The 13,584-nt window shown below is 75.1% G+C and carries 12 protein-coding genes; 7 read left to right on the forward strand and 5 right to left on the reverse strand.

Going from position 1 to position 13,584, the window contains the following annotated elements; all coding sequences use genetic code 11:
- Nucleotides 1-69 precede the first annotated feature (69 nt).
- The 3 genes from ACFPBZ_RS15175 (at nt 70) to ACFPBZ_RS15185 (ending at nt 2,889) form a co-directional block, all read left to right on the forward strand.
- Nucleotides 70-948, forward strand: a complete 879-nt coding sequence (locus ACFPBZ_RS15175) for an aldo/keto reductase family oxidoreductase (protein ID WP_378036909.1) — start codon at nt 70-72, stop codon at nt 946-948.
- Between the two features lie 182 nt (nt 949-1,130).
- Entirely contained in the window at nt 1,131-2,177 is a 1,047-nt protein-coding gene (locus tag ACFPBZ_RS15180; protein WP_378036910.1) for a glycosyltransferase family 4 protein, read from the forward strand.
- Complete coding sequence (locus ACFPBZ_RS15185; RefSeq protein WP_378036911.1) at nt 2,170-2,889, forward strand: SDR family NAD(P)-dependent oxidoreductase; 720 nt, start codon at nt 2,170-2,172, stop codon at nt 2,887-2,889. The genes ACFPBZ_RS15180 and ACFPBZ_RS15185 overlap by 8 nt, the downstream gene beginning before the upstream one ends.
- Here the strand turns inward: ACFPBZ_RS15185 and ACFPBZ_RS15190 are convergent.
- The 3 genes from ACFPBZ_RS15190 to ACFPBZ_RS15200 all read right to left on the reverse strand — a co-directional run bounded on the left by ACFPBZ_RS15190 (nt 2,858) and on the right by ACFPBZ_RS15200 (nt 5,539).
- Complete coding sequence (locus ACFPBZ_RS15190) at nt 2,858-4,306, reverse strand: class I SAM-dependent methyltransferase (RefSeq protein WP_378036912.1); 1,449 nt, start codon at nt 4,304-4,306, stop codon at nt 2,858-2,860. The two genes, ACFPBZ_RS15185 and ACFPBZ_RS15190, sit on opposite strands and share 32 nt — an antisense overlap.
- 66 nt (nt 4,307-4,372) lie before the next feature.
- Nucleotides 4,373-4,726 (reverse strand): hypothetical protein, encoded by a 354-nt coding sequence (locus ACFPBZ_RS15195; protein WP_378036913.1) that lies wholly within the window; start codon nt 4,724-4,726, stop codon nt 4,373-4,375.
- Between the two features lie 108 nt (nt 4,727-4,834).
- Nucleotides 4,835-5,539 carry an RraA family protein gene (locus ACFPBZ_RS15200; protein ID WP_378036914.1) on the reverse strand — a complete coding sequence of 235 codons (705 nt, stop codon included), beginning with the start codon at nt 5,537-5,539 and terminating at the stop codon, nt 4,835-4,837.
- A gap of 413 nt (nt 5,540-5,952) precedes the next feature.
- Between ACFPBZ_RS15200 and ACFPBZ_RS15205 the strand changes: the two genes are divergently transcribed.
- A complete protein-coding gene (locus ACFPBZ_RS15205) occupies nt 5,953-6,381 on the forward strand; it encodes an ATP-binding protein (RefSeq protein WP_378036915.1) in 429 nt (142 codons plus the stop codon).
- Nucleotides 6,382-6,399: 18 nt separating this feature from the next.
- Here the strand turns inward: ACFPBZ_RS15205 and ACFPBZ_RS15210 are convergent, their stop codons facing one another.
- Nucleotides 6,400-8,091, reverse strand: coding sequence for a Na+/H+ antiporter (locus ACFPBZ_RS15210; RefSeq protein ID WP_378036916.1), 1,692 nt, complete (start codon nt 8,089-8,091; stop codon nt 6,400-6,402).
- 52 nt (nt 8,092-8,143) lie between these two features.
- Nucleotides 8,144-8,443 carry a WhiB family transcriptional regulator gene (locus ACFPBZ_RS15215; RefSeq protein ID WP_378036917.1) on the reverse strand — a complete coding sequence of 100 codons (300 nt, stop codon included), beginning with the start codon at nt 8,441-8,443 and terminating at the stop codon, nt 8,144-8,146.
- 217 nt (nt 8,444-8,660) lie between these two features.
- On the opposite strand from ACFPBZ_RS15215, the gene fdh reads away from it, so the two are divergent.
- The 3 genes from fdh to ACFPBZ_RS15230 all read left to right on the forward strand — a co-directional run.
- A complete protein-coding gene (fdh, locus tag ACFPBZ_RS15220) occupies nt 8,661-11,867 on the forward strand; it encodes a formate dehydrogenase (RefSeq protein WP_378036923.1) in 3,207 nt (1,068 codons plus the stop codon).
- A gap of 46 nt (nt 11,868-11,913) precedes the next feature.
- Nucleotides 11,914-12,795, forward strand: coding sequence for a Rieske (2Fe-2S) protein (locus ACFPBZ_RS15225; protein ID WP_378036918.1), 882 nt, complete (start codon nt 11,914-11,916; stop codon nt 12,793-12,795).
- A 90-nt stretch (nt 12,796-12,885) separates the two neighbouring features.
- Nucleotides 12,886-13,584: acyl-CoA dehydrogenase family protein (locus tag ACFPBZ_RS15230; protein ID WP_378036919.1), on the forward strand; the 699-nt coding region annotated here is incomplete at its 3' end.

Raw genomic sequence — 13,584 nt, forward strand, 5'->3', positions numbered from 1 at the left:
CCGGGGACCGCCGGTCCCAGGACACGTGTTCCTCTCGCAGCGCCCGCGGGGGAGGAGCACGCTGAGGCCATGTCCCTCACGACGAGCCTCCCCGGCGGCACCTACCAGCTCGGCGACCTCGAGGTCACCCGCGTCGGCTACGGCGCGATGCAGCTCGCGGGGCCGCACGTCTTCGGTCCCCCCGCCGACCGCGACGCCGCGGTCGCGGTCCTGCGCGAGGTGGTCGAGCTCGGTATCAACCACATCGACACCTCGGACTTCTACGGCCCGCACGTCACCAACGAGATCCTCCGCGAGGCCCTCGCGCCCTACCCGGACGACCTGCGCATCGTCACGAAGGTCGGGGCCTTCCGCGACGAGCAGGGCGGCTGGCCGTCGGCGCTCGAGCCGCACCAGCTGCGCCAGGCCGTCGACGACAACCTGCAGCGGCTCGGCCTCGAGACCCTCGACGTCGTGAACCTGCGCATGCCCGGCGGCGACGACACGATGACCCCGCAGGGCGACTCCGTGGCCGAGAAGTTCGGCGTCCTCGCGGAGCTGCGCGAGCAGGGCAAGATCCGTCACCTGGGCCTGTCGACCGTCACCGCGGCGCAGGTCGAGGAGGCGCAGACGATCGCCCCGGTGGTGTGCGTGCAGAACGCCTACAACCTCGCGCACCGCCACGACGACGCGTTCGTCGACTCCCTCGCCGCGCAGGGCATCGCCTACGTGCCGTACTTCCCGCTCGGCGGGTTCTCGCCCCTGCAGTCCGAGGCGCTCGACTCGGTGGCGCAGCGTCTCGGGGCGTCGCGCCTCTCGGTCGCGCTGGCGTGGCTGCTGCAGCGCTCGCCGAACATCCTGCTGATCCCCGGGACGTCGTCGGTCGAGCACCTGCGCGACAACGTCGCCGGCGCCGGGCTCGAGCTCCCCGACGACGCCGTCGCCGAGCTGGACGCCATCGGCGCCTGACCTCCCGTCGGGCGGGCGCCCCGGTCGCGGTCGGTGACCGGGGCGCCGCTCGCGTCGTCACCATCGGGGCGCCGCTGTGATCCCCGCCATCGTCGGCGGACCGCCGGCGCCCTGGCCGTGACGGATCGTCGTCATCGGGGCACCCCGGACTGATGACGAGCCGAGCGGACGGAGGGGACGGCATGCGTGTGCGGGTGGAGCTCCCGGAGCAGTCGGACGTCGAGGCCCACGCCGCCGCGCACGAGCGGGACGAGAGCCCCGACCACACGCCCTACGGGCTGCACCGCCTCGCGGCCCCCGACGTCGAGGTCAGCTTCCGGCGCCCGCTGCGCTCGGAGCGCGCGGCGTGGGTGGCGCGCAAGGTCCGCAACCGCCTCGACGGCTTCGAGCCGGTCGCCGAGGTCCTCGGCGCCCGCGAGCGCCGCGGCGCCGACGTCGTGCTGTGCATGGACGAGCGCACGGGCTTCCCGGCCGCGCTGGTCCCGGGCGGACCGCCGGTGGTGTCGGGCCTGGCGTGGGTCCGGCGCCCGGAGCAGTACTCCCGCACGCAGCGGGCCGTCGTCGGGAAGGCCCTGCACGGCATGGCCGGCATCGTCGCGCAGAGCCCGGGCCTGGTCACCGACCTCGTCGAGGGCTGGGGCATCGACCCGCACCGCGTGCACCCCGTCCGCGTCGGCATCGACACCGACTTCTTCGCCGTGCGCCCGTGGTCGGAGGCGATCCGGATGGTCGCCGGGGTCGGCGACGACCAGTTCCGCGACCACCCCCTGCTCGTCGAGGCCGTCTCCCGCCTGACCGACGTGCGCCTGGAGATCGGCACGACGATGCCCGGGGTCGAGATCCCGCCGGAGCTCGGCGTCGTGCACCGCCGCCGCATGGAGGGGTCGGTCCGCGCGATGTACGGCCGGTCCTCGGTGGTGGCGCTCGCGCTGCACCCGACGATGCGGGGCTCGGGTTCGACCGTGGTGCTCGAGGCGGCCGCGAGCGGGCGGCCCGTCGTCGCGACGCGCACCCCGGCGACCGAGGCTCTCGTCGACCCCTCGCGCGGACTGCTCGTGGAGCCCGGCGACCCCGACGCCCTCGCGGACGCGATCGGCACGCTGCTCGCCGACCCCGGGCGCTCCCGCGCCATGGGCGAGGCCGCCCGGGACTGGGTGGTCTCCCACCACACCAGCACCTCGATGGCCGACGACATCCGCGGCGTCCTGCGGGAGGTCGTCCGTGGCTGACCGCGACCCGGGCGCCCCCGCCCTGATCACCGGCGCGTCCTCGGGGATCGGCGCGGCCTTCGCCCGCGAGCTCGCCGCCCGCGGCCACCCCCTGGTGCTGGTGGCGCGCTCGGAGGAGCCGCTGCAGCACCTCGCGGAGTGCCTGCCGGTGCCGGTGCGCGTGGTGGTCGCCGACCTCACCGACTCCGAGGGGCTCGACCGGGTCGAGGCGGAGCTCGACTCCGTGCGGCTGCTGGTGAACAACGCCGGCTCCGCCCACTACGGCGACCTCGGCACCCAGACCGCGGCGGACCTCGAGACCTCCGTGCTGCTCAACGTCCTCGCGCCGACCCGGCTGATCTCCGCGGCGCTGCGCGTCATGCCGCCCGGCAGCGGCATCATCAACGTCTCGAGCACCGCCGCCGGTCGCGACGACCCGGCGATGGCCGACTACGCCGCGGGCAAGGCCTACCTCGAGTCGATCTCGCGGGCCGCCCGGCACGAGGCCGAGGCGCGCCGCATCGTCGTGACGGTCGTCCGCCCGGGCCGCACCCGCACCGACTTCCACGACCGGTCCGGGGAGCAGTCCGACCTGCCGGCCTCGCGCTGGCAGTCCGCTCGGGCCGTGGCGCGGGCGGCGCTCGACGCGCACGACCGCGGCCACGACGAGGTGACGGTCACTCCGCGGGGCGGCGTCGTCGTCACCGACGCAGCAGACCCCGCAGCGTCGTGAGCGCCTCCCGCCCGGGGGCGCGCCGGTAGCGCTCCGGCATCCCGAGCAGGACGAAGCGGTCCACCAGCTCGGGAGTGCGGGCGGTCGGGCGGCCGGCGACGACGTCGTCGTAGGTCTGCAGGTCGAGCCGCACGCCGGCGGAGGTGTAGCGCAGCATCGCGGCGTTCTCGAAGGCGAACCACGTCGTGGGGAAGACGAACTTCAGCTCGACCTCGTCGTCGTGGCGCAGCACGGTGAACACCGGGTTGAGCTGCGGGACCCCCGCGCCGTGCGGCGCGGCGGGGAAGGCGCCGTGGTCGACGAACACGGAGTCGTCCCGGGAGCTGACGAGCATCAGCCACTTGCGGTGGTCGAGCTCGGCGGGGTGGCGCGGCGTCGCGAGCCGCGGGCCGACGCCGGCGGCGTAGCCCTCGAGCAGCTCCTCCTCGCAGGTCAGGCGCCACGGCGCCCCGCGCAGCAGGGACACGTAGCCGACGGCGTCCTGCTCGCCGGGCCCGTCGACGGGGGCGAGGGTCGCGTTGCCGATGCGGTCGAGCACCACCGTGTCGGCCACGGCCACGCGCCGGAGCTCGTCGAGGCACGCCTGCTGGGTGGGGAAGTAGTGGAAGGCGTCCGAGCAGATCGAGGCGGAGAACGCGTCGTCGTCGAAGGGCAGGGCGTCGACGCGGTCGGCGCACACGAACGACTGCGTCGGCGCCACGTAGCGCCGGCCGACCCAGAGCTGGAAGAAGTTGCGGTCGACGCCCACCACGGCCCGCGGGGCGGGGCGCTCGGCGAGGTGGTGGGCGAGGTGCCCGAAGCCGCACGCGAGGTCGAGGACGGGGCGGGCGTCGTCGGGAAGGGCCGCCACCAGCGACATCGACGCGAGGAAGCGCGGCTGCCCGAAGCGCCCGAGGAAGTAGGGGAGGAGCTCCGAGTCGATCCGCTCCGAGGAGCGGGCGTACGCGAGCTCCATCCAGTCCTGCGCGGTGTGCTCGTCGAGGCGGCCGAGCATCGCGCGGACCTCGCCGCGGCGCGCGGCGAGCGCGAGGCGCGGCCACGGCCCGCGGGTGAAGGGCAGCCGCAGCCCGCCGCGCTCGGCGAGACCCAGCGGGACCGGCGGCGGGAACGCGAGCATCGCGACGAGGGCGTCGAGCGGCCGGTCGGCGCGCAGCAGCGCCACGAGGTCCTCGGCGGTGGGCCCGGCGACCTCGCTGCGGCCGGTGACGTGGTCCTGCGAGTCGATGCGCCCCTGGCGCAGGACCGGGATGTCGTCGAGCACCGGCGACGTGCGGCACGCGCAGGTCAGCAGCCCGAACGTGCCGCCGGCCAGCGGCTGCGTGCGGGTCGGGGCGAACGCCGGTTCCTCGCGGCAGTCGGGGCAGCGCAGCGCGGCGTGGCCGGTCGCGGGCGTGACGAGGGCAGGGGAGAGCGTCATGGGGACCTCGGGTGGGCGCGGGTCGGGTTCGGGGCCCGACGGCGGGGAGCGGGAGCGGGGCGCGCGTCAGGCGCGCGGGACGACCCCGGGAGGGCCCCGGCGGGGCAGACAGCGGACGAGACCGGGATCGGTCGGGACCGGGTCGCGGCGGACGACGGGGCGGGCGACGGCGCCGGCCCCGATCCGCGGTCGGGTGAGCAGCAGCACCGGGGGAGCGGAGGCGACGAAGACCAGCAGCGGCTGCGCGCCCGCCACGAGCACGGCGAGCACCGTGACCGCGATCCGCAGCGCGACCGCGGACCCTCCGACGAGGACGTGCGGGAAGCTCTGCTCGACCAGCAGATCGAGCCCGACGGCGGTGAGCGGCACCGCGACGGCAGAGGTTCCCTGCCGTCCGATGATCTCCCCGCCCCCGGTCATGGCGGCGAAACTAGCAACGGGATCCGGGCCCACGACCGGGGTATGGCGCCGGTGGCGACACGCCCCGGATCCGGTGACAGGGCTTCCCGCGTGCCCGTGACTGACTGCTCAGGGCAGGTGCACTCCCGCGCTCTCCCGCCGGCTGCGGATGACCTCGTCGATCCCCGTGGCCTCCGCGAGGCCGGCCCCGCCCTCCATCGCCGCGACCCACGCCGACTCGCGCTCGTCGACCGCGCGGGTGGCCTCCACGACCCGGTCGACGTGCTCCCGCGGCACCACGACGAGCCCGCTCGCGTCCCCGCGCACCACGTCGCCCGGGCGCACCCGCACCCCGCCGAGGGTCACGTCGACGTTGATCGCGCCCGGTCCGTCGTTCGAGCCGGTCGTCGGGTAGACGCCGCGCGCGAACACCGGCATCCCGACCTCGTCGATGCCCTCGAGGTCGCGGACGGCCCCGTCGATCGCGATCCCGACCACGCCGATCCGCGACAGCGCACCCGACATGATGTCGCCGAGCACCGCCGCGTCGTCGCGCCCGCCGCCGTCGACCACCAGGACGTCGCCGGCGCGCGCGAGGTCGGGTGCCTTGAGCAGGAACAGGATGTCGCCCGGCTTCGTCCACACGGTGAGGGCGGGCCCGCAGAAGTCCCGCCCGCCGGCCCGGTGGGTGATCCCCGGCCCGACGACCGCCACGGGGCCGCCGCAGTCGGCGATCTGGGTGGTGGGGAACGCGGCGAGGGCGGCGACCGACTCCGCCGACGGGCGGTGGTCCTCGTCGTGGATCTCCCACTGCTGCGGGTGCGACTTGCTCACGGCCGATGTCCTTCCCGACGACGGACGTGGAGACTCCCGCAGTCCGGCGCGGCGCGCACCTCCGCCGTTCCGCTCGGGGATGCAGTGGCACGTCGCGCTTCCCCGACGGCGTGTCGCCACTGAATCGAGGATCGCCGGGGAAGATCTCGTCGAGCGGCGGGGACCGATCGGTCCTGCCCCCATTCCGCGCCGGGCGACGGGATCTTCGCCGCGTGGCCGGGTGCGTGCGGGACGCGCGGGTCCCGCAGTCGGGCGCGGCGCGCACCCCGGCGCCGGTGGTCGTGCCCCGTCGTCCGCCGACCGCACGCCACCCGCCGTCGCGGGGGTTCGGGGCATAGGCCCCGGGTCGCACCGGGATACCTCCCGACGAGGCCGGTCGAGGACGGGCCCGGACGACGAGGGGACGCACTGCGATGGACGCCGTCGAGTTCGAGCGCGCCGGATACCCGGCCGACGCCGACCAGGGGGCGCGGATCCGCGACGACCTGCGGGCCTGGCTGGAGAGCTCGGGCGCGCCCGCGGAGGCCGTCGACGGGCTGGTCCTCGCCGCGAGCGAGGCCATCGACAACGTGGTCGCCCACGCCTACGACGACGAGCAGCGGCGCGACGGCTCGGCCCGGATCGACCTCACCGTCATGCTCGACAGGCAGGAGGCGGTGGTGACGGTGGCCGACGGTGGTCACTGGCGCGAGCCGGCCAGTCACGACATCGAGCACGACGCGGTGGGCGCCCCGGCCCGGCACGGGCGCGGCATCCGGCTGATGAACACGCAGGTCGACGAGGTCGCGATCCACCACGACGCCCGGGGCACGACGGTCCTGCTGCGGACCCGTCTCGGCTGACGCCGCCAAGGCGCGGCCTCAGTGCACGAGCAGCGCGGCCTGCTCCAGATCGAGCTCGTGCTGCATCCGCACGAACGCCTCCTCGCCGAGCGCGCCCGCGTTGCGCAGCGCCAGCAGGCGGGAGCGCTCGGCCACGAGCATCGCCTGGCCGTAGCGCCGGTAGGTCGCCCGGGTGGGGCCCTCGTGGCCGCCCCCGGTGGTCGACTCCCCGGCGTCGGCGGTCTCGTCGTCCTCGGACGCCGCCGCGACCGACTCCACCGTGCCGCCCCGGCCCGCGGTCTCCGCCGAGGCCTGGTCGTGCTGCGCGTCGGCCTCGGCGAGGCGCTCGTCGGCCGAGTCGATGCGGTTCTGCACCCGGCGGCGGAGCTGCTCCACCACCTCGCGGCGCCCCGGCTCGTCCTGCTCGAGCTGTTCGAGCTGCTGCAGCGCGGCGTCGGCGGCGAGCCGCCGGGCCCGCGCCTCCTCCTGCGCCTCCTCGACGACCTCGCCGCCGGCGCCCGGCAGCCGGCGGGCGAGCCCGGGGAGGGTCAGGCCCTGGCCGAGCAGCGTCACGAGGATCACGACGAAGGTCACGAAGATGATCAGGTCGCGCTGCGGGAACGGCCGCCCGTCGGCGAGCACGGTCGGCAGCGTCAGCACCGCGGCGAGCGACACGGCACCGCGCATCCCGGCCCACGCGGTCAGCGTGGTCTCGGTCCACGAGGCCTGCCGGCGGCGCAGCACGGCCGGCAGCGCCTGCTCGGAGAGCAGCACCCAGGCGAACCGCACGACGAGCAGCGTGACGACGACCGCGACGGTGGCGCCGGCCACGACCGCCGCCGACATGCCGCTGATCCCGACGACGACGTCGCGCAGCTGCAGGCCGACGAGCAGGAACACCAGACCCTCGAGCAGCCACGACACGGCGGTCCCCACGGCGCCGGTGACCACCCGCGACCCGGGCTCCATGATCGTCGTCGAGCGGTGCCCGAGGTAGAGACCGGTGACGACGACGGCGACGAGCCCGGACGCGCCGAGCTCCTCGGCCGGGAGGTAGGCGACGAACGGGGCCACGAGGAACACGACGACGTCGGTGTAGGGGTGCATCACGCGGCGCCGGACCCAGCCGAGCACCAGCCCGGCGACGGCCCCGACGGCCAGACCGCCCAGGGCCACCAGCAGGAACTGGCCGACCGCCCCGCCGAAGGTGGGGACGCCGCCCTCCACCGCGCCCACCGCGACCGCGAGCAGGGTCAGCGCCGCCGCGTCGTTGAACAGGCTCTCGCCCTCCAGCAGGGCGACCACGCGGCGCGGCAGCCGGATGCTGCGGGCCACCGAGGTGGCGGCCACCGCGTCGGGCGGGGCGACCACGGCCCCGAGCGCGCACGCCGCGGCGAGCCCCAGGCCGGGGACGAGCGTGGCCGCGACCGCGCCGACCGCGAGGGCGGACGCGATCGTCAGCCCCACCGAGAGCAGCAGGATCGGGCGCAGGTGGGTACGGAACGCGGGGACCGAGGCGGTGAAGCCGGCGCCGTAGAGCAGCACCGGGAGGATCACGACGAGCACCAGGTCGGGGTCGATCCGGAAGTCGGGCACCGCCGGCACCAGCGAGAGCCCGATGCCCACCACGAGCAGGGCGATCGGGTCGGGGACCCCGGACCAGCGGGCGAAGGCCCGCACGGCCGCGGTCACCACGACCAGGCCGACGATGCCTGCCACCAGCTCGATCACGCCGCGATCCTGCCAATCCGGGCTCGGGGGGCCGGGGGGCGCCCCGGCTCGTTCAGAACATCCTGCGGTCCGACCGGCGGTCGGCCCTGATGACGGCCTGCCGCTCGTCCTCGGACTCGCCGCCCCACACCCCGAACGGCTCCTGCACCTGCCGGGCCCAGGCCCGGCACGGCTCCATCACCGGGCAGCGTGCGCACACCTGCTTCGCCCGCTCGTCCCGCTCCCGCCGGCGCATGCCGCGCTCGCCGTCGGGGTGGAAGAACGACTCGACGTCCATGCCGCGGCACGAGCCGAGGCGTTGCCAGTCCCAGTGGAACTCGGTGGGACGGGGAAGGCGGGTGACCGGTGCCATCACGACTCCTGGAGCAGTCGGCCACGGGGGGCCGGCGAACTGCGGGACACGGCTGAGCGGTCAACCAGAGCGCGGGTGCCCCACGGCCGAGGAGCGAAACCACTCCGGCTTGCGGGTCTGCGTCACTCCTGGGAGCGTCCTGGATCGCGGTTGACCTGGCAGCCGGATCGGATCTCGATGACCGTCCGGAGGCCCGCCCGTGGACCCGTCCCGCCCCCTGGCCGCTCTGCGCCGCTGGCCCCTCGTCCGCCAGCTCACCGGCGCCGACCCGCTGGCCCGCGGCTCGGCCGCGCGGTCGAACGCCCCCGATCCCTGGCGGGCGCGCACCGAGGACGCCGACACGGTCACGAAGTCGGTCTGCCCGTTCTGCGCGGTCGGCTGCGGGCAGCGCGTCTACTCCAAGGAGGGGCGGGTCACGCAGATCGAGGGCGACCCCGACTCGCCGATCAGCCGCGGCCGACTCTGCCCGCGCGGCTCGTCGAGCATGTCGCTGGTGACCTCGCCGACGCGGATCACGAAGGTCCGCTACCGGCGCCCGGGCGGCGCCGACTGGGAGGACCTCGACCTCGACACGGCGATGGACATGATCGCCGACCGGGTCGTCGACACCCGGGCCCGGACCTGGGAGGACACCGACGCCGAGGGTCGCGTGCTGAACCGCACGCTCGGCTTCGCCCATCTCGGCGGCGCGACGCTGGACAACGAGGAGAACTACCTCCTCAAGAAGCTCTACACCGCGCTCGGCGCGGTCCAGGTGGAGAACCAGGCGCGTATTTGACACAGCTCCACCGTCCCCGGTCTGGGGACCAGCTTCGGTCGCGGCGGCGCCACGAACACGCAGCAGGACATCGCGCAGGCCGACTGCGTGGTGCTCGAGGGCTCGAACATGGCGGAGGCCCACCCGGTCGGCTTCCAGTGGGTCATGGAGGCGAAGGCCCGGGGCGCGACGATCATCCACGTCGACCCCCGCTTCACGCGGACCAGCGCGGTCTCCGACGCCCACGTGCCGATCCGCCCGGGGACCGACATCGCGTTCCTGGGCGGCCTGATCAACTTCGTGCTGCAGAACGAGCGCGACTTCCGCGACTACGTCGTCGCCTACACCAACGCCCCGATGCTCGTCCGCGAGGACTTCGTCGACGTCGGTGACGAGGACGGGCTGTTCTCCGGGTGGGACCCGGAGACCCGCAGCTACGACACGTCCACGTGGCAGTACGAGGGCACCGAGGTCGCGCCGGCGTCGGGGAACCGCGACCAGTGGAACAGTCGGTCGACCCACCTGCTCGGCGAGTCCGAGGGCGCCGGGGCCGGCGGGGCGTCCTTCGACGGCGAGCCGCTGCGCGACGACACCCTGCAGCACCCCCGCTGCGTCTACCAGGTGCTCAAGCGGCACTTCGCCCGCTACACCCCCGAGATGGTCTCGCGGGTGTGCGGCATGAGCCCGGAGCAGTTCACGCAGGTCGCCGAGGCCATCTGCGCCAACTCCGGGCGCGAGCGCACGACGATGTGGGTGTACTCGGTGGGCTGGACCCAGCACACCGTGGGCGTGCAGTACATCCGCGCCGCCTCGATCCTGCAGGGCCTGCTCGGCAACATCGGCCGCCCCGGCGGCGGGATCATGGCGCTGCGCGGCCACGCCACGATCCAGGGCTCCACCGACATCCCGACGCTCTACGACCTGCTGCCCGGCTACATCCCCATGCCGAACGCGCACGAGCAGATGACGCTGCGGGAGTACCTGGCGGCCGACGCGGGCCAGAAGGGCTTCTGGGGCAACATGCCCGCGTACGTGATCAGCCTGCTCAAGGCGTGGTGGGGCGACGCGGCGACGGAGGAGAACGACTACTGCTTCGACCGCATGCCGCGCATCACCGGCGACCACTCCACGTTCACCACGATCCTGAGGATGATCGACGGCGGGTGCGAGGGCTACTTCGTCATGGGTGAGAACCCGGCCGTGGGGACGACGAACTCCAAGCAGCAGCGGGCCGGGCTGGCCGCGCTCAAGTGGCTCGTCGTGCGCGACCTCCAGGAGATCGAGACCGCCACCTTCTGGAAGAACGGCCCGGAGATCGAGACCGGGGAGATGCGCACCGCGGACATCGACACCGAGGTGTTCCTGCTCCCGGCCGCGACGCACATCGAGAAGTCCGGCTCGTTCACCAACACCCAGCGGCTCCTGCAGTGGCGCCACCAGGCGGTGCAGCCGCCGGGGGACGCGCGCAGCGACCTGTGGTTCGTCCACGAGCTGGGGCGCCGGATCCGGCAGCGGCTCGCCGACTCCGCCCCCGGCCGCGACGACCTGGTCCGCGCCATGACCTGGGACTATCCGATCGAGGGCCCGCACGGCGACCCCGACGCCCACGCCGTGCTCGCCGAGATCTCCGGGTACCGCGTCGCCGACGGCGTCCACGTCGACGGCTACACCGACCTGCGCGACGACGGCTCGACGGCCTGCGGCTGCTGGATCTACTCCGGCGTCTACGCCGACGGGGTCAACCAGGCCGCCCGGCGGAAGCCGGCGGGCGGGGAGAGCCCGGCGGCGCTCGAGTGGGGCTGGGCGTGGCCGATGAACCGCCGCGTGCTCTACAACCGCGCCTCGGCCGACCCCGAGGGCCGGCCGTGGAGCGAGCGCAAGGCCTACGTCTGGTGGGACGAGGACACGCAGCGCTGGACCGGGTACGACGTGCCGGACTTCGAGGTCGACAAGCCGCCGTCGTACCGGCCGCCGGAGGGGGCGCGGGCCCAGGACGCCATCGGCGGGGACGAGCCGTTCATCATGCAGGCCGACGGCCGCGTGTGGCTCTACGTGCCGACGGGCCTCGCGGACGGTCCGCTGCCGGTGCACTACGAGCCGGAGGAGTCGCTGAGCCGCAACGCGGTCCACCCCGGCACCCGGGCGAACCCGGCGCGGGAGATCTACGACCGCCCCGACAACCGCACCAACCCGCCGGGCTCGGAGGTCTACCCCTACGCGTTCACCACGTTCCGCATCGCCGAGCACCACACGGCGGGCGGCATGAGCCGGTGGACCCCGTACCTCGCGGAACTGGCCCCGGAGATGTTCGTGGAGGTGTCCCCGGCGCTGGCCGCCGAGCGCGGGCTGGAGCACACCGGGTGGGCCACGATCGTCACGGCGCGCTCGGCGATCGAGGCGCGGGTGATGGTCACCGAGCGGATGAAGGCGCTGCGCATCGACGGGCGCACGGTGCACCAGGTGGGGCTCCCGTGGCACTGGGGGCCGAACGGTCTGGTCACCGGCGACGCGGCCAACGAGCTGATCGGGATCTCGCTCGACCCCAACGTCCACATCATGGACACGAAGACGGGGACGTGCGACGTCGTCGCGGGCCGGCGGCCCCGGGGACCGGCTCTTCCCGAGTTCGTGGCGTCCTACCGGCACCGGGCGGGCATAGAGGACTGAGCGGTGCCGGCGACCGCCGGCGCTCCCACCACCACGGGAGGCCCACGTGCGCCCCTTCGACGACATCGACCGGCTGGCCGCCTGGCCGGCCCTGGACAAGGTGGCGGCCCCGGCCCGCGACCTCGTGAACAAGCTCCTGACCAACCGGAAGGTGGCCGACGTCCTGCACGGGGTGCCGATCGGGCACCCGCTGCACCCGGCGCTGGTGCAGCTGACGCTGGGCTCCTTCGTGTCGGCGAGCCTGCTCGACGCGCTGCCCGGCACCCGGCGCTCGGCCGGGACGCTCGTCGGGGTGGGGCTCGTGTCCGCGCTGCCCACCATCGCGGCGGGCTGGGCCGACTACTCGCAGGCCCACGAGGAGCAGCAGCGGGTGGGGATCGTGCACGCCGCGTCCAGCGCGACCATGGTCAGCGGGTACGCGGTGTCCCTGGTCCAGCGGCTGCGCGGACGGAGCGGGCGGGCCCGGCTCTGGGGCTGGGGAGCGCTCGCCGTCGGGTCGGCGGGGGCCGTGCTCGGCGGGCACATGAGCTACCACCAGGCGCTCGGCGCGAACCACGCCGAGGGCTACCCGCACATCGGGCCGGAGGACTGGACCGACGTCGGCACTCTCGACGAGCTGCCCGAGGGCGCACCCACCCGGCGCGTCGTCGGCGACGTCGGGATCGTGCTGGTCCGCCGCGGCCAGGAGATCCGGGCCCTGGGGGAGCGCTGCTCCCACGCCTCGGCCCCGCTCTCCGACGGGGAGCTCACCGTCGAGGACGGGCAGGAGTGCCTGGTCTGCCCGTGGCACGCGAGCGTGTTCCGGCTCGACGACGGCAAGGTCGTCCACGGCCCGGCCACCGCCCCGGCGCCGACGTTCCCCACGCGGGTGCGCGACGGCCGGGTCGAGCTGCGGGTGGCCACGTGGCCGGGGGTCCCCGCGAGCTGAGCGAGGTGGGTCACCGGTCCGACGGCGTTTGTCCGCCACCCTCCTGTGGTCATCCGGCTCGGCCCCGGCCCACCCTGCGAGGACTCTCCCGTGACCACTGCCGTCCGCCGTCGCGGCGCCGACGATGTCCTCGCCGGCCCGATCGCCGAGCTCGCCCTCGCCCCACCGCGGGGTGACGGGCGCACGCTCGCCAACTGGCGGGTGCTCGCCGCGGCGGGCGCCCGGCGCCTCGACCCGGCCCGCCTGCTGGAGGCCCACCTCGACGCGGCGGTGATCCTCGCCGACCTGGACGCGCCCGCCCCCACCCCCGGCTCGCTGTGGGGGGTGTGGGCGGCCCAGGCCCCGGGGGCCGTCGTCGAGGCGCACGCCGCCGGGGACGGGTGGGTGCTGCGCGGCGCGAAGGCCTGGTGCTCCGGCGCCGACCGCTGCACCCACGCCCTCGTCACCGCCGAGGCGCCCGACGGGCCGCGTCTGTTCGCCGTCGACCTCGCCGAGGCCGGGGTCCGGCCCGACGGCGGGACCTGGCGGGGCGTCGGCATGCGGGGCAGCGGCACGGCCGGGGTCCGGTTCGACGACGTCCCCGCCCGCGCGATCAGCTCCGGGGAGGCCTACCTCGACCGGCCGCGCTTCTGGCACTCCGCGATCGGCGTCGCCGCCGTGTGGTTCGGCGGGGCCGTGGGCGCCGCCGCCCCGCTGCGCCGCCGCCTCGCGACCGGCCGCGGGGACGCCCACGACGCCGCCCACGCCGGGCACGTCGACGCCACGCTCGCGGCGGCCGCCGACGTGCTG

This window comes from Actinomycetospora atypica (assembly GCF_042653685.1).
Lineage (GTDB): Bacteria > Actinomycetota > Actinomycetes > Mycobacteriales > Pseudonocardiaceae > Actinomycetospora > Actinomycetospora atypica.